The 23,483-nt window shown below is 42.9% G+C and carries 19 protein-coding genes, 1 other RNA gene and 1 pseudogene; 8 read left to right on the top strand and 13 right to left on the bottom strand.

The genetic code is table 11. From position 1 onward, the window contains the following. Position 1: 1 nt before the first annotated feature. Positions 2-3,574: a WD40 repeat domain-containing protein gene (locus DP114_RS16810; RefSeq protein WP_171976642.1), complete on the bottom strand. Its 3,573-nt coding sequence runs from the start codon at positions 3,572-3,574 to the stop codon at positions 2-4. A 509-nt stretch (positions 3,575-4,083) separates the two neighbouring features. On the opposite strand from DP114_RS16810, the gene DP114_RS35960 reads away from it, so the two are divergent. Continuing rightward, positions 4,084-4,716 (top strand): calcium-binding protein, encoded by a 633-nt coding sequence (locus DP114_RS35960; RefSeq protein ID WP_169267534.1) that lies wholly within the window; start codon positions 4,084-4,086, stop codon positions 4,714-4,716. Between the two features lie 247 nt (positions 4,717-4,963). Then, complete coding sequence (locus DP114_RS16800; RefSeq protein ID WP_169267535.1) at positions 4,964-5,557, top strand: hypothetical protein; 594 nt, start codon at positions 4,964-4,966, stop codon at positions 5,555-5,557. A gap of 100 nt (positions 5,558-5,657) precedes the next feature. On the opposite strand, the gene DP114_RS16795 is transcribed toward DP114_RS16800, so the two are convergent. The 6 genes from DP114_RS16795 to DP114_RS16770 all read right to left on the bottom strand — a co-directional run bounded on the left by DP114_RS16795 (position 5,658) and on the right by DP114_RS16770 (position 8,455). Continuing rightward, positions 5,658-6,344, bottom strand: a complete 687-nt coding sequence (locus tag DP114_RS16795; RefSeq protein ID WP_216669914.1) for a hypothetical protein — start codon at positions 6,342-6,344, stop codon at positions 5,658-5,660. Between the two features lie 283 nt (positions 6,345-6,627). Further along, positions 6,628-7,005, bottom strand: a complete 378-nt coding sequence (gene queF, locus DP114_RS16790) for a preQ(1) synthase (RefSeq protein WP_169268663.1) — start codon at positions 7,003-7,005, stop codon at positions 6,628-6,630. 76 nt (positions 7,006-7,081) lie between these two features. Then, positions 7,082-7,486, bottom strand: a complete 405-nt coding sequence (locus tag DP114_RS16785; protein WP_171976640.1) for a hypothetical protein — start codon at positions 7,484-7,486, stop codon at positions 7,082-7,084. A gap of 152 nt (positions 7,487-7,638) precedes the next feature. Continuing rightward, a complete protein-coding gene (locus tag DP114_RS16780) occupies positions 7,639-8,028 on the bottom strand; it encodes a phasin family protein (RefSeq protein WP_171976639.1) in 390 nt (129 codons plus the stop codon). Positions 8,029-8,053: 25 nt separating this feature from the next. After that, positions 8,054-8,150, bottom strand: an RNA gene (gene ffs / locus DP114_RS16775) — signal recognition particle sRNA small type. Positions 8,151-8,188: 38 nt separating this feature from the next. Then, on the bottom strand, positions 8,189-8,455 hold the full coding sequence (locus DP114_RS16770) for a YciI family protein (protein WP_169268666.1): 267 nt from the start codon (positions 8,453-8,455) through the stop codon (positions 8,189-8,191). 404 nt (positions 8,456-8,859) lie between these two features. Between DP114_RS16770 and DP114_RS16765 the strand changes: the two genes are divergently transcribed. From DP114_RS16765 to DP114_RS16755, 3 genes and pseudogenes are all read left to right on the top strand, one after another. Next, a complete protein-coding gene (locus tag DP114_RS16765; RefSeq protein WP_171976638.1) occupies positions 8,860-9,297 on the top strand; it encodes an RrF2 family transcriptional regulator in 438 nt (145 codons plus the stop codon). A 60-nt stretch (positions 9,298-9,357) separates the two neighbouring features. Continuing rightward, positions 9,358-9,944 (top strand): annotated as a pseudogene (locus DP114_RS16760) (pyridoxal-phosphate dependent enzyme); the annotation flags it as partial. A 21-nt stretch (positions 9,945-9,965) separates the two neighbouring features. Next, entirely contained in the window at positions 9,966-10,667 is a 702-nt protein-coding gene (locus DP114_RS16755) for a J domain-containing protein (protein ID WP_169268668.1), read from the top strand. Positions 10,668-10,814: 147 nt separating this feature from the next. Here the strand turns inward: DP114_RS16755 and DP114_RS16750 are convergent, their stop codons facing one another. Beyond that, positions 10,815-12,092 (bottom strand): PrsW family glutamic-type intramembrane protease, encoded by a 1,278-nt coding sequence (locus DP114_RS16750; protein WP_169268669.1) that lies wholly within the window; start codon positions 12,090-12,092, stop codon positions 10,815-10,817. Between the two features lie 504 nt (positions 12,093-12,596). Here DP114_RS16750 and DP114_RS16745 point away from each other — a divergent pair. Then, positions 12,597-13,469, top strand: coding sequence for a 6-carboxytetrahydropterin synthase (locus tag DP114_RS16745; RefSeq protein ID WP_171976637.1), 873 nt, complete (start codon positions 12,597-12,599; stop codon positions 13,467-13,469). 545 nt (positions 13,470-14,014) lie between these two features. Here DP114_RS16745 and DP114_RS16740 read toward each other — a convergent pair. The 5 genes from DP114_RS16740 to DP114_RS16720 all read right to left on the bottom strand — a co-directional run bounded on the left by DP114_RS16740 (position 14,015) and on the right by DP114_RS16720 (position 18,320). Beyond that, entirely contained in the window at positions 14,015-14,242 is a 228-nt protein-coding gene (locus tag DP114_RS16740; protein ID WP_169266465.1) for a type II toxin-antitoxin system HicA family toxin, read from the bottom strand. Then, positions 14,235-14,462 (bottom strand): type II toxin-antitoxin system HicB family antitoxin, encoded by a 228-nt coding sequence (locus DP114_RS16735; protein ID WP_169266464.1) that lies wholly within the window; start codon positions 14,460-14,462, stop codon positions 14,235-14,237. The genes DP114_RS16740 and DP114_RS16735 overlap by 8 nt, the downstream gene beginning before the upstream one ends. A gap of 160 nt (positions 14,463-14,622) precedes the next feature. After that, positions 14,623-15,585, bottom strand: a complete 963-nt coding sequence (locus DP114_RS16730) for a PrsW family intramembrane metalloprotease (protein ID WP_171976636.1) — start codon at positions 15,583-15,585, stop codon at positions 14,623-14,625. Positions 15,586-15,593: 8 nt separating this feature from the next. Continuing rightward, positions 15,594-16,508 carry a class I SAM-dependent methyltransferase gene (locus DP114_RS16725; RefSeq protein ID WP_171976635.1) on the bottom strand — a complete coding sequence of 305 codons (915 nt, stop codon included), beginning with the start codon at positions 16,506-16,508 and terminating at the stop codon, positions 15,594-15,596. A gap of 141 nt (positions 16,509-16,649) precedes the next feature. Further along, complete coding sequence (locus DP114_RS16720) at positions 16,650-18,320, bottom strand: DUF3352 domain-containing protein (RefSeq protein WP_171976634.1); 1,671 nt, start codon at positions 18,318-18,320, stop codon at positions 16,650-16,652. Positions 18,321-18,764: 444 nt separating this feature from the next. On the opposite strand from DP114_RS16720, the gene DP114_RS16715 reads away from it, so the two are divergent. Next, positions 18,765-21,389, top strand: coding sequence for a M1 family metallopeptidase (locus DP114_RS16715; RefSeq protein ID WP_169266461.1), 2,625 nt, complete (start codon positions 18,765-18,767; stop codon positions 21,387-21,389). A 672-nt stretch (positions 21,390-22,061) separates the two neighbouring features. Next, the gene (locus tag DP114_RS16710) at positions 22,062-23,279 is read left to right on the top strand and encodes a glycosyltransferase (protein WP_171976633.1); all 1,218 of its coding nucleotides are present in this window, start codon (positions 22,062-22,064) and stop codon (positions 23,277-23,279) included. Positions 23,280-23,483: the final 204 nt, after the last annotated feature.

Raw genomic sequence — 23,483 nt, 5'->3', positions numbered from 1 at the left:
CTCATGTTTCATTTTCTAGTGCACCTAAAGCTTTGAGGACAGCTTTTTGTGCTGCAGTTAATCCTGTAGCACCAATAATGTTCATGCCTTCTAATGGTCTACAGCATCGCAATGTTTGAATACATTTACCAGTTCCCACATCCCAAAGCTTTATCGTTTCATCTTCGCTACCACTAGCTAAGATAGAGCCATTTGGACTAAAAGCAACCGACTGTATCCATTTGTCATGTCCTAACAAAGTATACAAGCATTGACCAGTTTGCACATCCCATACTTTGATAGTGTTATCTTCACCGCCGCTTGCTAAAAATTGACCATCTGGCGCAAAGGCAATGGATTTAATTTTGTTATCATGTCCTTGCAGCGTCAAGATACATTCCCCAGATGGCAGATGCCACAAGTTTACTGTCTGGTCATCACCCGCACTAGCAAGCATGGCACCATTTGGACTAAAGGCAATTGTCCACACACCACCTGTATGCTTTTGTAGCGTTTTAAAGCATTCCGCTGTATTTAATTCCCAAAGCTTCACAGTTTTGTCGCCACTGCTGCTAGCTAATATACAGCCATCAGGAGCAAAGGCGACTGATAAGATGTTACCAGTATGACCTTGTAACGTCTGGAAACATTCCCCTGTATGCACATTCCACAATTTAATCGTGGTATCCTGACTACAGCTGGCTAAGATATGATTTGTGGGATGAAACGCTACAGATAATACGATATCGATATGACCTCTCAAGGTACCAAGGCACAAACCTTTTTGGTTCCAAAGCTTAATTGTTTGATCCCAACTGCCACTAGCAAGAAGCTGACTGGAATGCGAACCCAAAGCAACAGTCCAAACGGTACTCGTATGCTCTTTCAAAACGTGAGTCGGTTGCCCAGTGTCAATATCCCATAAAATGACAGTCCCATTGTCGCAGCTACTAGCAAGCACGTTTCCATCCGGACTGAAAGCAACAGAACGAACAGAGTTCGTATATCCCTGGAGTGTGTTAAAGCAACGTCCTGTATCACACTCCCAAAGCTTTACTGTTTCGTCATAGCCACCACTGATCAGCGTAGAACTGTCTGGGCTGAAAACCACTGAACGTACGCTAGCTGTGTGACCTTTGAGCGTATTGACACAATGACCAGTTTGTCCGTCCCAAAGCTTTATAGTCTGGTCATCACTGCTGCTAGCCAAAAATCGATCATCGTGACTGTAAGAAATACAACGTACGATACCTGTATGTCCCTGCAAGGTACGGAGACAATCACCCGTGTCAACATTCCAGAGTTTTATTGTTTTATCAGCGCTACCACTTCCTAGAATTCGTCCATTGATACTAAAAGCAACAACACGCAACTCACTAGCGTGCCCCTCAAGCGTTCTGATGCACTGAGATGTCTGTATATTCCAAAACTTTATGGTTCGGTCACTGCTACCACTGACCAGCGTAGTGCCATCCGGACTGAAAGTAACAGTCCACACAGAACTAGTATGACCTGTTAAAGTATTCAAGCACTTTCCTGTGTGCACACTCCATAATTTAACAGTATGGTCTTCGCTAGCACTTGCAAGTATGGCACCACACGGGCTAAAAGCTACCGAGTAGACAGTTTTGGTATGATCCTTTAAGGTGTGAAGACACTGACCGTTGCGGGTATCCCAGAGCTTTACGCTTGGATCGTTGCTACCACTGGCTAGAAGCAGCCCGTCAGGACTGAAAGCAACTGACCATACCCAATTAGTGTGACCGCGTAGCGTGAGGATTGGTTGATTGTCTATGATGTGCCACAGACGGATTTCATTGAGAGTGTCTGCGGTGGCGAAGCATTCTCCACTAGGACTCAGTGCAAGGGATAAGATTTTTCCAAAAATGGTCGTGAAAACAGTTTGTACGAATTTAGAATAAGCAAAGCTGACCTTATGTAAAGTCATTCCTTGCAGATAAGCTTGCCGAATTTCGAGATAGGAGAAGTCGTATTTCTCCAAGCTAGAGTGTCCAAAGCAAAGGAGGTTAAGGGCATTTCCTGCTATGTAACCGGATTTGCAAGGGGATTGTTGACGTAGCGTGGAGAGAATTTGAGTCAGTCGCGCTTCAAGGGTAGTATTCTCTAAACTTTCAATGAGTGTTTGATGAAGGGGATGAAGGATGAGAACTTCTTGACTTTTGCGTACATAATCTTTGGCTGAGGCTTTGATAATTGCGTGAGTGTTAAACAAAGAAACATTGCCCGTGGAAATCTCTTGAGTGATTTGTTCAATCAATCGCTCGGTTATGTACTCAATGAGAACAGGCTGTAAAGTAAAGGCAGAGGCTTGTTCGTTTTTTTCAACTGGTAATCTGCGTTGTAAGGATTGTAGTGTGGATGGAAGGCATTTTTGCCTGGAAGAAGTTAGGATATCATGACGTAAATCGACAATTGATACAGCTTCCCGGTTAATCGCAAACCAGTAAGTGATTTCCCTTTCTTGCTCACAGAGTCGTTCAAAATGCCAGTCCAGTAAGTCGTGCAAATCTTCAAAGACTTGTTTACCTTCCCGCAAGAAATCAGAGATATTACCGAAGAAAACTTCTTGGATATGCCGCGCTGCGAGTTCAAGAACCAGAGGATTACCATTATAAAAAGCAATCAATTCCTGCCATTGTTCATCAGAACCCTCAAAAGAGCCAATTTGGGCAAAAATCTTGCGTCCTTGTGCATAATTTAGACCCCCCAGTTCCAGAACCTGCACAGAATAGGGACTACGATCTAATTCTTTTGGCTTCTCGCGGCTAGTGAGCAATAAACAGCTTTGATGGGGAACTTGTGCGATCGCCTTCAGCAGTTGACCATACTCTTCATAACCTTGGCGATACTGTCCCGCGCTAACCCCACCTTGCAGCACAGTTTCCATATTATCAAGTATCAGCAGACAACGTTCCGATTGCAGATACTGCAACACCAATCTCAGTTGCTCATCCACAGTCTCAGGTAAACGAGTTTCTTGGTGGTTAGACAAAAACTTAATCCAGTCAGTGAGGATAGTTGTCAGGGGTGGAGCGTTAAGTAAAGAGCGCCAGATAAAATAAGTAAACTCATGCCCAATGCTGCGAGCTAACTTTAAGAATAGGTCCGTCTTGCCAATACCACCTTTACCCAAGCAAACGGACAGTTTAGTTTTACCAATCCCACCAAAACCAATAATACCAACCAGTCGGCAGCGGTCTTTGAGAATCCATTGCTCAAGAAGTTGCAGTTCTTCTTCACGTCCAAAGAACACTGAAACATCTGGTGCTGTTCCCCAGTCTTGGTTATCTCTTGATTGCTGCGCTGAGGTGTTCTCTATTCGCCGACGTTCCAAAGCTGCTTTAAAGTTTTTTTTAGTGACTTTTTCCCCTAGCGCCTTTGATAGGGATTTCCATAAACTAGAACCTGCATCTTTGAGAGTTTTCTCAGACCATGAAAACTTCTGTGCCATCTGCTCATACGTTTGACCTTCCCAAGAAGCTGACAGTATTGATTTTTCCTGATCCCTCAAATGTTTACCCGTATAAGCAAATATGGCAGCGTCTGCAACAGCCAGCGCTTCCTCAATATTCATGATTTCAAGTGGTTACAGAATACTTCCACCAGCATTTTACGGGAAAGTCAGTAGATATCCGACTTTTTCCGACTTTCTTCCAATTCTGTCCGACTTTTTCGCACTGACATTACTTAGCAGATCTGAGAGTATGGCTTTGCAAGCAAAGATTCAGATTGATTTTGATAGCGAAAACAGGTTATTTAACAGTGAACAGTAAACAGTAAACAGTTATCAGTTAAATCCTTGGGTCGCGCGTCCCCCGCCATACGCCTGATAACTGATAACTGATAACTGATAACTGATTTGATGTCCGCTTAGTCTTTACTATAAGCAGGTAGCTTTGTGGTATTGACTTACTTGTTTTGCTGACTTTTAATAACATTTTCGCTAATACAAGAAGCGCATCTCATTAAGCGCAATGAAGGTAAAGAATGGTTTATTGCAGCGAGATGGTTTTCAGTAGTTAATCACGTCGCAAAAGCCATTTTTTACCTTAGAAAATAACTTGAAAATCGGAGTAATTTCACATGGCTGACGTGACTACAAACCCTTACAACGGTACTAATGGCAATGATAACATTCAGTACAATGGTTCTAGCAATTGGACTGCCTACGGTAATGGTGGCGACGATGTTCTTGGAGGAGGTTATTATGTCAAAAATACCATCTACGGAGGCTCTGGTAATGACACAATAGCTGGTAGGGGCTATGATGACATCTTGTCTGGTGGCGACGGCAAAGACGTACTGTATGGTGACTACGGCAATGACATCTTGTATGGTGGTGCTGGCAATGACACTTTATATGCTGGCTACGGCAATGATACCTTGAATGGTTATGGTAGTGGCACAGACATTGACTACTTGTATGGTGGTACTGGCGGGGATATAAACAAAGATACTTTCATTTTAGGTGATAGAACCACCGGTGTTTACTACAGAGGTACAGGCTACGCCGTAATTGGAGATTTCGAGTTTGGAGATACCATTCAACTTCGCGGTAGTTCCAGTCAATACACCTTGAGTCAATCTAAAAACTGGGAAGGGGATTTGAATAGCACAACACCAGATACACGGATTTTCTACGGCAATGATTTAATTGGCGTCGTACTAAATAACACTAGCGTGAGCTTCTCCAGAGGAGACTTCACCTTTGTTTAAGCTGTAGGTTGAGTTAATTCACATATCGTGAAATTAGTGATGGTGTAGAAGTCGTGCACGTTGTATAGCGTGCGGCTTCTGCCTGATACCATACCAATCCTAAATCATTCGTCAACAACAAGATTCCCGACTTCGCAGAAGTTGTCGGGAATCTAAGCTTTTTTTATTTGAGACTTTTCTCAGACCTAAAGAACTTCTGAGCCATCATATAGTTTTACTTTAATGCTGTTCATATCATTTCAAAAAAATGATCACAAAACACAAATTCATTTTTTTCATAATCCCTTTTGGTCTTATTTTTACTGCACTACGAGTAACAGAACAACCTGCAATACCAAACTCTTTAGCAAGTGCAAGTACTCTAGAAACAAGCACGCAGAAAGTCAGTAAAACATCCCTAACTAAAGAAACACTTTCAAATGCTGAGTACCATATTTCCGAGTACGGCTCTTTCAAACTAATTAATGGTTTTTTTAGAAATCAGGAGCAGAAAGTACGTATATGGGGGGGAAAGACCATCACTTTTGGTGATTTGAATAATGATGGTATAAAAGATGCTGTTACCCTTTTGACAATGAACGGCGGTGGTTCAGGAATTTTTGAGTACTTAGCAGTAATCATCAATGATAAAGGTAGCCCAAAGAACGTTGCTTCTGAGTCTCTTGGAGACCGGGTGGTAATCAAGAATATCTCTATTAGTGCAGGAAAAATAAAAATCGTTATGTTGACTCAAGGTCCAAAGGATGGCTTGTGTTGTCCAAGGTTGAAAGTTGCTCAAACATATATATTGCAGGGGAATAAATTGAAGCGTATCGGATACAAAGAATTACCTGCAACCTAATACACCTTGAGTCAGATCTTGCACCATATTTTTTGCCCGCCAAGAAATAAATTTCTTGGCTCAAAGTCCAAGTCCGTTAAAACGGACTCTTGTTAGTTTTTCAGGAGGCACTGCGTTGGGGAGCCAGTACTGCAGGAGGTGACGACAACCGGCTGCGGGAGGGTCTCCCTCCGCAGGCATCTGGTGAGTCCAGCGCTGCGGGAGGGTTTCCCTCATGTGCCACTTCTGTGCGGAGAGCAGCGCCTTGCGGTGAATCCAGCGCTGCCAAGAGTTGTGCCTTGCGCGGGTTCCCCGCGTTGTGGCAACTTCGGAGAGGGTTTCCCGCCGTAGGCGACTGGTGAACCCGGAGGGAGCCAGTCCTGTAGGAGGGTTTCCCTCCGTAGGGATCTGGCGTTGGGGTTCCCCCAAAGTCTGTCGGGGGAAGCAACCCAAGCGACGAGCTTTGACCGTTGTGGCGACTGCGGAGGGTTCCCCCCGTTGTAGGCGGAACGCCTTCGGGCAGGGTAGAATGTGGCGTCAGGCGACGGGCGTTCCCGATAGCCCTCCGGGTTCGCCAGTCGCCTGCGGAGGGAGACCCTCCCGCAGCGCTGGACTCACCGTAAGGCGTGGCCGTTCCCACTAGGGCGTTCGCCGTAAGGCGTGCGCTCTGCGCACACCCGAAGGGGTTTCCCGACCTAGGTATCTGGTGAGACAGCGCTCTTTGGAGGGTCTCCCGACCTAGGCGACTGCGTTCGCCCTTGGCGTGCCGCAGGCATACCCGATAGCCGTAAGGCGTGGCCGTTCCCACTAGGGCGTCCGGGTTTCCCGACTTGTTCGCATGATTGCGTCTCCCCTTGGGAGAAGCATGTGCCGTTCCGTTTTAACGGACGCGTGTTTATGAGCCACGAACTTGAGTTCTGGGCGTACTCAGCCGGAGGTGTAAGATCTGAGCCTCCGACTGACGGCTTCGCAGCCAGTATCACCTCATCATCTTCCTCATATTCGTCCAGAAATTGCAGATTGAACATTAAGACATGACGAATAGGATATCTGAATAAAAAATTTGTAACCAGGGCAGCGCTATCAGATTTCTACGCGTTCTTCTGATGTCGCACTTCAACCACCGTATGCACATTACCACGAGGTGTGAAATCTGCCTTAACAGTGACATCCGTTGGATCACAGGCAGCAACAAAATCGTCTAGGATTTGATTGGCAGTTTCTTCGTGGGAAATATAGCGATCGCGATAGCTATTAATATAAAGTTTTAGCGCCTTCAATTCCACGACTCGTTCATTAGGGATGTAGCTAACGTGAATCGTGGCAAAGTCAGGATAGCCAGAAAACGGGCATTTACACGTAAATTCTGGCAGAGTAATGTCAATATTGTATCGTCTGCCAACACGCGGATTGGGAAATGTGATTAGTTGCCCTTCCGCAATGTTGCGTTCTCCATATTTGATTTCCATAGTCAACAGTCAAAAATCAACACTCAACACTCAACAGTCAAAAATTCTTTTGGACTTTGGACTATTGACTAACTAATCATAACTCTTCTTGTTCCCAGTCTGGACAATTCTCATCTTCCCAACCGTGGGGATGCATACCGCAAACTAACAAATTTCCACTATACACTTGACCGTGGTAATGACGACAACCAATGCAAGCGGGATTTTTTTCTTGACAGGCTTCAACAGGATAAGGAAAACCCAGATCAATATCATCTGTAACAATGTCTTCCAGTTCGCTGTAAATTTCCAAAATCGGATCAGCCAGTTCTTGTAAATACTGATCTAACTCGGTGGCTATAGTATTTTGTACTTGGTCGCTAATCTCTTCTGTAAACTCAAAAAAGGTGTCTACCATCTCCGTCATGCCCACGAAGAAGCGTTCGACTTCATCAGTCACTATTTCTATCATGTCCCAAAACTCTTCTTGCCACTTTTCCATAAACCCGACGCCCTTACAAGTTAGTTACTGGACGCTTAATGCTACATGGCTGGGAGCACTTTTGTACATCCTAAGGACTATTTTTTATAAAAATTTTACATTATAAAGAAAATTTTCAGTCTCATGCTCAAGCACCTCTGCCAGCCTGACAACTACTTATCGCGTTGTAACCTACGCAGTTCTTCCTGCATTTGTCTGACTTGGTCGCGTAGCTTATCAACATTCTCAGTTGGTTGAGTTACTTTTACAGTAGTTGGCTCCTCGTCTTCTTCTAAAATCTCAATCCGACGTGGTTCAGAGGGAGACGTTTTAGCAGCTGTTGTATCAGATGCGGGTACGCTTTGGGCTTGCTTCATCATATCTTCTACAAACCGGCGGGCTTCGTCTGTTGTCATTTCGCCCCGCGCAACCATTTCATCTGCTAGCTTTTGGACTTGCGATCGCAGTTCGGTTATTGTCCCTCCTGCTTTCTCTCCCGCATAAGAAGCCAACCCGACACCAAGGTAAAAAGCTTTTTTTACAACATCTCCAAAACCTGGCATTGCTGCTTTTTTGCTCCTAAAATGGGGCGACCCGGAGACTACGCCTACTATAAGCATCCCGTGTTGCTGCTACCTTCCGGTCCTGACAAGATTTGGGCGTTACAGCCGCGTAGATCCGAGTCTTTAAACACCATAGCATTAATTTTTCGCTTTGTGTGTGTTATTCCACTACAATTTTCCACTCGTAAAGCTGATAATTAACACAATCGTTTTGTATCAATGGATCAAGAGCTACGATATTTTGTGCTTCATCCATTGAGGCTGCCTCAAACAGCATCATACCGCCACCTTTTTGCGCCCAGTAGCCAGTTTTCGCTTTGTGTCCTTTGGCAATTAATTCCTGTACGTAAGCATGATGAGCGCTTACGTATTGATCAAACGTGGACTTCTCAACTTTGCCTTCTTCTATCTTCACAAACCAGGGCATTGCTTGTTACCAAAACTAGGGGTGTGGGGGTGTAGGGGTGTAGGGGTGTAGGGGTGTAGGGGTGTAGGGATGTGGGGGTGTAGGGGGAAAGAAAAATCGTATTTTTCGTACATCCTACGGGGTCTTACACGTAGAGAATGAACAAACCCTATTAAAACGAGTAGCTCATGAGGAGGGTTCTTCCTTTTTTTTTCAGGATACAAGCTCCTGAGCGACAGGGATCAATAAATTTGAGATAAAAGCTTCGGAATATTTAGAGCAACATTTGAAAATAACAAACCCTAGCGGATAGCCGGAGTATACTATAAAAAGAGGACAAGAAAAGTCAGAAAGAAAAAAGCAAAAAATCTTTTAACTTTTAACTTTGTTTCTTATAAACCCATCATTTTTTTTAAAAGCTGCCCGTGGAACTATCTTGTAAATCAGAATACGCAATTTTGGCTCTAATAGAGCTAGCAACTCATTACCAAAGCGGGGAACCGCTGCAAATTCGACAGATAGCGACACAACAAAATATACCAGACCGCTATCTAGAACAACTGCTAGCAACTTTGAGGCGTGGAGGTATACTGAAAAGCCAGCGTGGCTCAAAGGGCGGTTATCTGTTGGCGCGAGAACCTTGGAAAATAACTCTTTTCGAGATTTTGAATTGTTTAGAAGGGTTAGATGTGGGCATAGGTGAGGAAGACATCAACCCGAAAACTCTAGACAGTGGTGTTGTCGAAGAGATCTGGCAAGAAGCAAGGGTGGCGGCAAACGCAGTTTTGCAAAAGTACACGCTTGCAGAACTCTGTGAAAAACGCGATTCTCGACGACAGTTGGACATAATGTACTACATCTAGTATCTAGTATCTAATCAGTAGGGAAAGAAGGTTGTAAATTTTTACAATTGAGTGTTGAGTAACCCAGCTAACGCCAAAATACACCGGGAGACGACAGCGGAGGATATCTGGGAAGATACTGACGGACAGGTCGATATAGTAGTTGCTGGAGTCGGAACAGGTGGTACAATTACAGATGTAGCTGAACTTATCAAAGCACGCAAACCAAGTTTTCAGGCGAGCAGCCGGAAGACTTTGCCGTGGGCGCTACTTCGACAGGCTCAGCACAAGTTAGCCAGAAGGTTGACTCTGTGCGTATCGCAGTTGAACACCCAAGCAGCCCAGTGTTATCTGGTAAAAGACCAGGTTTTCACAAAATTCAAGCAATTGGTGCTGGCTTCATTCCTCAAGTGCTGAATGTCAACATTATAGATGAAGTCATTTCGGTCACTGATGAAGAGGCGATCGCTTACAAGTGAAGCTGGCAAATGAAGTTGGACTACTGCTTGGCATATCCAGCGGTGCTGCTTTGTTTGCTGCTATTCGTGTTGCCCAACGCAAAGAAAACGAGGGACGCGAAATCCGTAATGATTCAGCCTAGTTTTGGAGAAAGGTATTTGAGTACACCGTTGTTCCAAGACTTGGAACCAAAACTAGCAGTTAGCTGATGCTAACGGTACATTGAATAAATGGCAGATCAGACGAACCACTACCAAACACTCAAAGTTAGTCCAAACGCAACCCAAGCGGAGATTAAGCAAGCTTATCGTCGCTTGGTCAAGATGTTTCATCCTGATAGCAATCAGGGTACCGGTGATCCTGAGCAAATTATCCGTCTCAATGCAGCATATGAGGTTTTAGGCGACGCTCAAAATCGCCTAAATTACGACCAAAAACTGCGTCAACGCTCTCAACAAACCACTACCAATAGGCAACACCGTACAGCAGCAGCTCAACAGCAATACCAGGCGACAAGAAAAACAGGAAAAGACGCCGATGAGCAAATAGAGGAATGGCTGCACCGAGTTTATCAGCCAGTGAACCGCCTGCTGTTTACCATTATGGCTTCTTTACGGGAGCAAATTGAGAAGCTTGCTGCTGATCCCTTTGATGATGTCCTCTTGGAAGAATTTCAGGATTACTTACACGCGTGTCAAGCTGACTTCAAGCAGGCGCACCTGACTTTTCGTTCTTTACCAAATCCACCTAGTTTAGCAAGAGCAGCAGCCCATCTCTACTATTGTCTCAATCAAATAGGCGATGGGCTAGATCAGTTAGCATATTTTCCTCTTAACTATGACGAGAGTTACTTGCACGCTGGTCAAGAAATGTTTCGCACTGCCGCTAATATGTACCGTGAGGCACAAGAATCTCTCGGTGCCTATGTGTAACGGTTGATAATTAGTAATCGTAATAATTCGTGGTCGGATTTACCCACTGTACAAATGCACCCACTTATAGCTGTTCTATTTAACACGAACTAGAAACCATCATGATGCAGATACGATAATACTACGCGTCTAAAGTTAACTTGTCTTCTACCTATTGACTGATTTGTGTGAATGAGCGGGCGAAAGTTGATTGGCTTTGACAATTGCTGCCATCAAAAATATGTAAGCCACAGAGCCTATCAAAGCTGAGAGTACGTTACCGATGAGAAAATCTAGTTTATGTTCTTTTTGCAACTCAGAGATAATCGCTCCAATGGTATGTAGAGATGCTGAAGTCAGGTAGCCGATTCCTATAAACCGCCAAAGTTTTTTAGGTTTCATTGCACCCAATCCAATGAAGTAGCCAAAGTAGCCGCTATATGCCACCTGTCCACAAATATCTCCTAAGATCAGGGGAATTAAAAGTGTTAATCCCGCAAAATTACCTTTGCTTTGAGTTTCTTCATGCACTAGCATCAAACTCTCTACTAATGCAAATCCAGTGGCAGATGCTGTTGCTAAAAGGATTCCGTCCATAGGTTCCCATACCCCAATCAGTTCGCGCTTGGGTGATTGGAGTAGTCTGCCTATAAAGTAAACTAATATCACTGGCAGCACTTTAAACAATTCTTCTAACAAACCTGCCTTGAAAAATTCTTTGAGAATGATAGCAAGAATGCTCTCGTTGTGTTCCGAGGCATCTCCTGGTAAGATGTCGTGAAAAATAGTTGCCAATTCATGATGGGCAGTTAAAAGCGGTAAACCAGTAGCCAAACCTAAGCTAACTAGCAACCACCAGGGCTTATGTTTATGGCAGAGTTTGTGAATAACATAGTGGCTTGCAAAAGCTAGGTAAGCTGCCAAGATGTAGAGGAAGTTGAAGTTATTGTTATCTCGAGTAGCCAACATTGCTACAACGAATATCACTGTGACAATGCCCGGAACAAGGAAACCTTTCTGATGTAAATCTACCCTTCCTGAGACGACAGGAAATATATCGCTGATACCAACAAAGCTAATCTGTTCACACTCAAAAACGAATTCTGGACCCTTGCGACCAAGTTTGATCTGGTCATGTACTTGCAAAATTTGAGAACCTTGTAAGCGCTGACCATTAATATAAATACCATTACGGCTTTCCAAATCGGATATTTCCCATTGAGGCAGATCACTGGGAGAACCAGACGAGAGGGGGGAAATTTTTAAATGCTGACGGGACACTTCCTGGTATTTCGTGGAATCTAAAACAATGTCACAACAACTAGCATCTCGTCCAATTACTATTGGTTTATCAGATAAAACTATGTTCTCAGTTTGTTGCGACTCACTTTCTATACTAGAGTTTATTTGTATTAAAAAGCATTTGTAACGGTGAAGTCCTGCCATGAAATTACTCCTAAAGTTGTGTTTTTTATCAAGAAAAATGCTACGGCAACGTTGTTTTTTTGTTTGAGAACCTCAGAAAGATTTGCAACCACTATATACTTTGATAACTTAGGTATTAACAAAAGTTTGATGATCACAGAAGTTAAGCATGAAGAAGCTTTTCTTCTGTATTCTTAATAGGTGTAAGCAAAGTTATTTTATGCAGAAGTAAGGTTAGGCTCACAAACTAGAAGTCTGTAGATAGACAAACTGCAAAGCGTCCAAACTGGAGCAATCCAAGCCGGACGGGTTGCAAATGATGTGAATGTCGTCTTGGTTGTGCCAAACCTGCCGACAAAGCTAACTTGTCTGAATGCATAAGTGGGTGCATTTGTACAGTGCTTAAGTCCTAAGTTAAACCAGGAATGTTGACCAACAACCAACAATTAACAACTTACACCAGAATTTGTTTATACTGGAAGCAGTAAGATTTAAGAAATTTTAAATTTTACTCACAGCTTGCTTATGCTATGTATTATAAGTCGTCGCGCTCAGTTTTCGGCAAGTCATCGCTATTGGTTGCCAGAACTGAGTGAAGCAGAAAATATTCAGAAATTTGGTGCTTGTTCAAGATTTCCCGGATATGGACACAATTATGTCTTATTTGTCTCCCTGGTTGGAGAATTGGATGAATATGGCATGATTCTCAACTTGTCCAACGTCAAACACGTTATTAACCGAAAAGTGACGAGTATACTGGACTTTTCCTATCTCAACGATGTATGGTTAGAGTTTCAACAAACTCTACCCACCCCAGAAAACATTGCACGGGTAATTTGGCAACGACTAAAACCTGATTTACCTTTAGTGCGTATACAGCTTTTTGAGCATCCCGAACTTTGGGCTGATTATTTAGGAAACGGCATGGAAGCATACCTCACACTCAGCACTTATTTTAGCGCCGCCCATAAGCTAGCTCATCCTCGTCTTAGCGGCGAAGAAAACTTCAAGATTTACGGTAAGTGCGCTAATCCCAACGGTCATGGGCACAACTATCATTTAGAAGTGACTGTAAAAGGGGAGATTGATCCACGCACTGGGATGATTGTTGATTTGGGCGCTTTGAATCAAGCTATAAAAGAGTACGTTATTGAGCTATTTGACCACAGCTTCTTAAACAAAGACGTTCCATACTTTGCTGAAGTTGTTCCCACTGCTGAGAATATTGCACTTTGTATCAGTCAACTGCTGCGATCGCCCATTCAGGAATTAGGAGCGACACTATACAAAGTAAAATTAATGGAAACTCCGAATAACTCCTGTGAAATTTATTGCACTGAGTCAGATTCAAACTCAGTCAATGCTGCACAAAATCAACCTGTGTTAGTACGCTTGTAGGGAGTCAAGATTTGTTCACAAGTATTTGAAAGGGGCGCTTTAGTTTCACTAGTACAGCGCGGCGTAAATAAGCATACCATTCAAAATCTCTGAAAAGCTTACACTCTATTCATTTTGAATTTTGAATTTTGAATTCCGCGCAGCGGTACTAGTCGCCCCAATTCAAGCTTATTCCACAGCAAAACCCGATAGCTGACGCATTTTCGGTGTATGAAACTCAATAATATCATGTCCGGAAAAATACTTATCATATAGCAGGGAGCAGGGAGCAGGGAGCAGGTGAGACAGCGCTGCGGGAGGGTTTCCAACGCCAGATACCAAGTGAGGGAAACCCTCCTATGGCACAAAGTGCCACGCTGCGCGAACAGTACTGGCTCCTCCGCAGGCGACTGCGAATCCGAAGGGGAGCAGGCTGGGAATTGTCCCGTGGTTTCCATGTTTTCTCATTAGTTGATGTCCTAATCTACCTGGCAACTGCTATATCTCATTTTTCTTTTTTCTTTTTTTGAATTTTGAATTTTGAATTTGAGCACGATCGCCACTTGTCATGAGTCCACTTCAAAAAGGGCGCGAGGAAGTCCTGACTGGCGAAGAATAGACTGTAAAGTGCCAGTACGTAGCTTATCGTGAGCAGGGACAGGAACAGTTATTGTTGAGTCTTCTGTTTGCAATTGCATAATTATATGACTACCACGCTGGCGTACTTGTACAAAGCCATGCTGCTCTAGAATTTTGCAAACTTCTCCACCAGAAAGAACACCTAGCTTACCCAACGCTCACCTCTAAGCGTGTCACAAAAACCTCTGTATGCAGTCGTTCTTGGATTTCAGCAGCGGCTGCTGTTTCAAAGAATAGCTCTAACGCTTCAACTAAGTTATCCCGTGCTTCCTCAATTGTGCTACCTTGACTCGCGATATCAAGTTCAGGACAAAGCGATACATAGCCATCTCCCTCGCGCTCAATGATTGCGGTGAGTTGTTTTGTTTGTTTCATTTTTTGTCTGGTGGTTAAGCCAACCAATTTGCGAAAATAGAACCACTCCCAATTAATGATTTGGGATTGCGATTTCGCAAGTATTATATATCCTTTTTTTGATGGCGTTATGACAAGTTAGCTGATAAACAGTAATTAAGTTGGGGGCTATTTGCTTGGGTTACTCACGTGCTGAACGTCGCAAAGAGGTATAAATCACCCATGCTACAAGTCCAAAACCAGCATTTAGCAATAAGCGGCTAAGTATAAATGACACAACATCACGGTCAAAAAGCTGAGATATATTCAACAAGCTCAGACTTTTGACTAAAAGAAATAGCCCAAAAAGAGCATTTCCAGCCAGCAACAAAGCTAACAGCACTTTGATACGTTGTTGGAAGCGCTGTTTAGGTGTGTATCCAGAGATCAGCATGATTGGAAGTTCGCCTTGCACCCTTCGCAGTAACTGCTGTAGTCGCCAAAACATCCACAACAGAAACGGGAACAAGCCATAATTGAGCAAATTTAGTGGTATTGGATAGCGATCGCTCATAGATAGAACATTTACTAAACCATGACAAATCACAGCATTGAGCCAAGCAGCAGGCAAAAACTGCCGATATCCATACAAAGAAATGTTTTCGCTAATACATATTGCCAGGACATACCCCCAAGGGGCAGAAAACATGGCATGAATTGGTGTGCTGATAATTCGCTCAAAAATTGGTGCCGTGTCGTGAGAAAGGTAAATCCAATTCTCTTGGGCAGTGAATCCAAGGGCAACCGCTATGGTAAATAGAAAAACAGAAGTGGGGCGAAATCGGTATCGAGGTTGGAAAAGGTAAGTTGGGACAATCACCGCTACCAGCTTACAGGTTTCTTCTACAGGACCGACTTCTATAAGTTGTCGCACAACAACACCTGGGAAAACACGCTGCATTCTTTCCCAGTCAACAACATTGTTGGCGACTGTTTCAAAAACCCCTTCCAACGCCAGAGCAAGAATACCAGATATTGCTCCTAACACAAAGAAAAACAGCAGCCGCATCAAAGAAGGGGCAGAAGGGATGCGGTAATAGTAGTAAAGCAGAAGTAGTAGCGGTGGTATGACTGCGCACAACAATTCCATGTAGGAACGTAGCATTTACGTCTTTACGCTTGAGCAATAATAGTGCGGTGACGGGGACTGTTAGGAGTGATGGTGGGAGTTTTAAACCCCGCCTCTACAATCACTTGCTCAATATCCAACGTAAAATATTCATCAAGATACGGTTCAGTGCTTTTGAGCAGCGTCAAAATGTAAGGCGGCATCTTCTTGTAAATTTCAGATTTGGGATTCATATCCATAATTGCCAGATGTCCACCCGGACGCAGTAGGCGTCTGGCTTCAGCAAAAATCTGTTGAGTTGCTGCTTGAGGCAGTTCGTGGCACATCAGAAAAATGGAAATTAAATCAAACGAGGCATCTGGTAGCCCAGTAGATTCAGCAGCCGCATGAATCCAGTTAACATTAGCATGGTGCTGCTCACTACGGTAGTGAGCAACGGCTAAGAAGTAGGGAGATAAGTCTAAACCCGTAATTTTGGCATCAGGATAAACTTTTTGTAGAGCAAAAGTACTCAAACCCACACCGCATGCCATGTCTAGAATGTCTTGTGGTTCTTGGGGAATTTGCTGTTTGATGATCTCATGGTAACTTTGGCGCAGCATGGGATCACCCTTTGCCCCAGCATCCCGCCAAATTCCAGCGTGGACGGTGCGGGCAGCAACTTCAAATTCCAACGCAGCTTCCCAACTGAGATTTCCTGTTTCGTAAGCGTGGAATGGGCGGAAGTAGTATTCTGGGTAAGTAACTTGGGGATTTTGTACTTTAGCGAAGTCAGCTTGCCAATTACGCGCTTGTAGGGTTTGTGCTTCTTCGAGCCAATTCACCCCTATTTTCTTAGCGCGTTTAATCATCATTTGCCTAGCTTGATGCTTGGCTAAACTGGCTAAAGGCTTGATTGCCAGAACGCCATTTACAAAACGCGAAGCTAATCCAGGAGTATTTTTTACAGCCGTGTTCATCACTAATGTTGATCAAATGAATTGTCTACCTTTGCAATCAGGAGAAAGCCTGTCTATATGAATCATATTGCAGAAGTATGTATTTAGAAGTGAGAACCACCAGATCAACACCAGATGTACACAGGTGAATTACCAGTCCTCCTAATTCCCATTTTTCGGCTTGAGTGCAAGCAACATCTCAACTTCGGTAGTTGTTTTGTCGGGGCTAGTAGCGGTCAAACCCAAACCACGAATGGAACTTATGATCGCACTTGTCTCGGGAGTCATCGGCTGCTGTTGTGCAGTGGCAAGACGATTTAACAGAGGTACGGTTTTGTCCATATCTAAGTAAAAATATCCACCGTTAGGCCTTTGGAGAGTGCTAGTAACAGCTTTGAAATTGTTGCTACCTTGTAAAGACTCACCTTTACGATCTGCTAGAGTCTCAGCTATAGGACCACCAATAGTGACAAATACGGAGTTATTATCTAGCCACCCGTGTGCTAATAAAGCTCCTTGTTGAGGAATCAGCCATTCTGTGACTTCTTTACCGCCGATGTTTCTTTTTGCTACATTGACTGATTGTGCTTTAACAAAGTCATCCAGTTTGTTGAGAGTGCTTTGAGCCATTTTGCGATCGCTTGTGTGGAAAACTAACGCTCCCCCAAAACCAATCTGCGCCAACACACCTTGATTTGATGGAATAGCAGCAAAACCGAATTCTCCATCCATCCACCCGAAAATTTCTTTATCCAGGTCAATATTGACTAATTTCAGTTGCGATCGAGCTTGTTCAAGCGTAAGCTTCAACTCAGGAGTATCTTTTGATTGTTGCACAAGCGCTGACCACCAGTTGCTGATCCCTTTTCCGCTCAACATGGCGATTGTATCAGCAGGAAATTGAGATACCACATCAGCAGAACTGTTTTCATACTGATATTTGACCAATTCTGGGTCTAACTTGGCAATGGCTTTCATCCGCACACCCGTATTATCAATTCCTACATTCGCCACCATAGATTTCATCTGCTTTAACTGCTTCATGCTTTCTGGAGAAATCGGCGTGGCGTTCGGATTTGCGGTTATTAATTGCTGTACCATGCTGCGATAATCCGGTACATAAATTTGCGCCAGGGTGTTGTCTACATTGACACCTCTTGTTAACATATTGTTTGCACCTTCTTTACTTGCAAAGGAAGGTTCACCTTTGTAAGTGTCAATTGCGTGCTCTACAGATTGCTTTTCCGGAGCAATGACAACATAAGTCGTATTTAAAACAGCAGTATAATTGTGATCATTCTTACCAGTTGTTTCTATGATTTTTTCGCCTTTGTAGTCAGTTTCCTCTACTTTGACTTCTTTTTGTGCCTTCAATTTATTAGCAAAATTCAAGGCACCCAATTTATCTTTGATTCCCACTACCACCAAAATTTTAGGTTCCTGTGCTGCTTGCAGAGTATTCTGTGCAACAGGTTTTGCTGGACTTGAGGGTAGCATGGCAACCATAACACCACCAACCCAAGGTTTTAAATCTTGTTCGTAAGAAATATTGCTATCAGTAGACAGTTTTTTCTTGAAGTTCTCCAAATTTTGTGCGACTATCTGTTGTGCTTCAGGAGTGCCAAATTGCTCTAACTTTGCCCAAACTTTTGGCTCAGTAGAAATGTAAGTTGCCAAAATTGCTTCATCTGGCACGATTTTAGCAGCGCCCAAAACATCAGAAATATCTCCAGAGGGACCACCCTTCAAATACATATACGCTGCTATTCCTCCTGCCACAACTACGGCAGTACTAACAGCAGGAATTATAAATTTTGACCGACTTTCGGGCATTGTAAATGTTCCCTTTTGCTCAACGAATTATCCTAGATCTTAGTAAGAATGTCATTGTGGATTTTGCGGATTCACTAAACAAGGCTGCACGCTATTTATCACGATTTAGTGATCAGATTGTCAATCGGAAAAAATATGAGTATAATAGCGATCTAAGTAGTACTTCAAAAGCGTCAAGAACAAATCCACAAATGATATTGTTCTTTATCTGAAAAATATATACCTTTTGGTGGTAACAAGCTATTCTAAGCTATATAAAACCATCAGGATATTATTACAGAATTTAAATTGCTTAGGGGCAAAACACTGTATGTTCAATGACAACAGTGTACAAAATGTTTAGGGTGTATCCTAAGTTGACATAGGGATAACACGCGATCAAGCTGTTTTTCCTTACAACATTCATAAGGAATTTTCAGGGTTACCAAGATTCAGTAAACATCAATGTCACAACATTTTTTTGATACAGAAAAAACACAGTATAAAACTTTTGAGTTACCTGGGGCAAAACCGCATTACAATCCAGATCATCCGGGACTTGTAGAGCATATTTTTTTAGACCTCAGTTTGGATATCGTTAACAAAAAATACCAAGGTCGTTGTAGCATAACACTTAAACCAATCCGCGACGGTATTGACCGTTTAAATTTAGATGCTGTCAACTTAGGTATCGAATCAGTACAAGTGGATGGAAAAACGCAAAACTTTGACTACGATGGACAACAGTTATCTATCCAACTCGAACCACCTACACAAGTTGACAAGTCCATTGTCATTGCGATCGATTACTCAGCAGACAAACCACAACGCGGTTTGTACTTTATCCAAAGCGACAAACACTATCCTCATAAACCCTCCCAAGTTTGGACTCAAGGAGAAGACGAAGACTCCCGCTTTTGGTTCCCTTGCTTTGACTACCCTGGACAACTTTCTACTTCCGAAATTCGCATCCGCGTCCCCAAACCCTTGATAGCAATTTCTAACGGGGAACTTATTGCTACAGATGAACTTGGTAACGACAAAATCTACCACTGGTCACAGCAGCAAGTTCATCCGACCTACTTAATGACTTTAGCAGTTGGTGATTTTGCCGAAATTCGTGATGAGTGGAACACAATACCCGTCACCTACTACGTTGAAAAAGGTCGCGAAGAAGATGCCAAACGTAGTATGGGCAAAACTCCGCAGATGATAGAGTTTTTGAGCGAAAAATATGGCTATCCATACCCTTACCCTAAATACGCTCAAGTCTGTGTTGACGACTTCATCTTTGGAGGAATGGAAAATACATCTGCAACACTGTTAACCGATAGATGTTTGCTAGATGAAAAAGCAGCATTAGATAACCGCAACACAGAAAGCTTGGTTGTCCACGAACTAGCGCACCAATGGTTTGGTGATTTGTTGGTGATTAAGCACTGGTCTCATGCTTGGATCAAGGAGGGGATGGCTTCTTACTCCGAAGTTATGTGGACAGAGCATGAGTACGGTGCTCAAGAAGCCATATACTATCGTTTACAGGAAGCTCGTAGTTATTTAGCTGAAGATAGTAGTCGCTATCGCCGTCCAATGGTCACTCATGTTTACCGGGAAGCGATTGAACTTTATGACCGTCACATCTACGAGAAAGGGTCATGTGTTTATCACATGATTCGGACCCAATTGGGCGAAGAACTGTTTTGGAAAGCAATTCAGACATTTGTACGGGATAATGCCCACAAAACTGTGGAAACAGTTGATTTACTACGGGCGATTGAAAAAGCAAGTGGGCGCAATCTGTTATTTCTTTTTGACCAGTATGTTTATCGCGGTGGTCATCCTGATTTTAAAGTCGCTTACTCCTGGGATTCTGATACCAAGCTGGCTAAGATAACCGTGACTCAAACTCAAGCAAGTGTCGGAAATAACAGCGATTTATTTGACTTAAAAATCCCTATCGGTTTTGGGTACGTCCAACAACCAGACTCCGAGACTTCCTCTTTGACTGCTTCACAGACTAGATCTTGTGACCTTAAAACTTTTACAGTACGAGTGAATGAACACGAACAAAGCTTCTACTTCCCTCTAGAGCAAAAACCTCAATTTATCAGCTTTGATGTGGGGAATCACTACCTGAAAACGGTGTCTCTGGAATACCCACTACCAGAATTGAAAGCGCAGTTGGAATTTGATCCCAACCCTATCTCCCGCATCCTAGCAGCGGAAGCTTTGGCGAAAAAAGGCGGTAATAAAGCCCTAAAAACGCTGTCTGCTGCACTCAAAAATGAACCCTTCTGGGGTGTACGCGTCGAGGTGGCTAAACAACTCGCAGAAATCAAGCTTGATCAAGTCTTTGATGAGTTGGTTGTTGGTTTAAAGGATGAGAGTTCATACGTGCGCCGTGCTGTGGTGGAAGCACTTGGAAAGGTCAAAACTCATGAAAGCTATAAGGTGTTGAAAGAACTGTTGGAGGTAGGCGATCCTAGCTACTATGTAGAAGCCACAGCAACTCGTGCTGTAGGAGTCATAGCGGCTGGGACAACAGAAGATAAACCAAAGGAAGCAAAGGTAATCAAGCTGCTAAAATCCGTTTTGGAAGAGAAGGCGGGTTGGAATGAGGTCGTACGCAGTGGTGCGATCGCAGCTCTTGGCGAACTCAAAACCTCAGAAGCCGCTTTAAATCTCCTCATGGAATACACCCACCTTGGTGTACCACAACCCTTGCGTTTAGCCGCAATTCGTGCTCTTGGAAAGATTTCTGTTGGTCAAAATAGTGCGAATGTGGAACGGGTTTTAGAGCGATTGACAGAAATTTCCAACGAAACATTCTTTTTAACTCAAATAGCAGTAGTCGCAGCCCTTGGACAAATGGAAATCGCCAAAGCAATCGGAATTTTGCAAGCTTTGGCTGACCAAACACCAGATGGGCGCGTACGTCGCTACGCTGAGGAAGAGATTTCCAAGGTGCAAACCAACATTGGTTCCGAAAAAGCGCTTCGTCAGTTACGTTCTGAACTTGACCAACTTAAACAACAAAACCAAGAACTCAGAAGCCGCTTAGAAAACTTAGAAGCAAAATCTAAGCCGTAACAGATATAACAGCGCTTCAGTGTTTACTGATTCTATGGGGTAGCCAATATTGCTTACTATTGACCACTAAACCGCAGATTTGGTGGTCAATACTTTGAGTGGGAGTTTGAATTCTCCACTCATGCTCTGACCTTCACAATAACTGCTTTGAATATTTCTGCTTTCTTCAAGCATCTTTTCACATTTGGGCGTAGACAGAGTTCAAAACGTCCTTTTTTTTACAATTAGATTTATTAAGTTGCTGTAAATTTTGTCTTCTTTTTTCATAAGTGTATAAAGAAAACAGCATACCATAATGTTGATAGCAGTCGTGTAAAATTTATACAATCATTATAAAGATTTGATAAAGTTCAGATTTTTGCAGTAAAAATTGGCTTCAGAAATATTACTATTTGATAAATGTAATTCAATTTAAGTGTAAAAATCACATAGAAATTATGTACCTTTTTTGAAGGTAAAAAACTTTTTCTGTGTTTGTACGGCAGTGGTTATAAATCTTACAATATGCCAAGATGATACTGATATCTCAGCCACTTGATTATGACTATTGGAGGAATACAAAAACGCTCAAATTCTTTAGTGTGTAGGAGGATATATTTAAAGTTTTTGAGTGCTTTTTGACAATTGAAAAACATTTGATTTCTTGTACAAAAGTTGTGCAGGGTAGTCCCCATGCGTAAACCTGTTATCACGATATTTTACCAATTTAATCCTTGGAACGCCACAATTGGAGGTATACAAACACTCATAAATACATTCATCAAATACGCTCCCAGCCAGTTTGAGGTAAAACTCGTAGGAACTAATACTGATCCAAAAAAGCCTGTTGGTAAATGGCAACAAGCAGAATTTGCAGGTAGAGAAATTGCTTTTTTGCCCTTATTTACACTGGAAGATGATAACGTCCGAAGCTTAATTCCAACAACCCTAAAATATACAGCAGCTCTTTTAGGGCATCGTTTTGCTTCCGACTTTATGCATTTTCACAGGATAGAGCCAACAATCGCAGCTCTTAATTGGCAGGGGGAAAAAACTCTGTTTATCCACAATGATATACAGACGCAAATGCAAGCTGCTGGTAATAAAAAAGCTATTCTTTGGCGAAGATTTCCAGCTGCATATTTTGCATTAGAAGGTCTGTTAGTTCGCCAGTTTAGCCAAATTCTCTCGTGTAATACTGATGCAGCGCAACTATATAAGCAGCGTTATCCTCGCTTGCAAGACCGAATTGCGTACATCAAAAATTCTTTTGACAATGGAATTTTTTACCCGTTAAGAGAAGATGAACGAGAAATTAAAAGGCGAGAACTGGCGTCTCGGCTAGGTGTGGATGAACAGACTCGTTTTATTTTATTTGCTGGGAGGCTTCATCCTCAAAAAGACCCGATTCTGCTAGTACGTGCGTTTGCTACTTTAAACGAGCCTCATATTCATCTACTTGTAGCGGGGGATGGCGAGTTAGGAGTAGAAATGCGTGCGGAAATTGCAAGACTAGGACTTGTAGATAAGATTACGATGCTGGGAGCAGTGACTCAAAGTCAACTCGCAGAGCTTCATCGTGTCTGCAATGTTTTTGTCCTCAGCAGTGCATACGAAGGTCTACCTTTGGTGGTTTTAGAAGCGCTTGGGAGTGGGACTCCAGTCGTCACGACTCAATGTGGTGAAACCCCAAAATTACTAACTGCTGAGAGTGGGGTTGTTTGTTCCCAACGAACGCCTAGCTGCATAGCAGATGCTTTACGGAAAGTGCTTCTACATCCAGGAGATTATCCGACAGAATCTTGCGTGCAGACTGCGAAGCCTTATGCAGCTAGTACGGTTGTTGAACAGGTTTACAGCGAAATGTTAAATCGCTGGGAACAGCGTAATAGCATTGCTCTTCCGGTCTGAACACAACGTGATATCAAAACAAAAACTAGGAAAGAAACAAAGACAAAAAATTATAGTTATCAGGGAGAGACAATGCTTTTTTAGAGTTCAGAAATTGAAACAGAGAAACAGAGATTTTTTGTGTTCCCATCTTCTGTATTCTTGTTGTTTTATGTGTTACAAAATGTAACTTAATTTCGATTTGTACATACTTTTCCATCGCAA

This window comes from Brasilonema sennae CENA114 (assembly GCF_006968745.1).
Classification (GTDB): domain Bacteria; phylum Cyanobacteriota; class Cyanobacteriia; order Cyanobacteriales; family Nostocaceae; genus Brasilonema; species Brasilonema sennae.
This window is presented reverse-complemented; position numbering and strand designations above follow the sequence as displayed.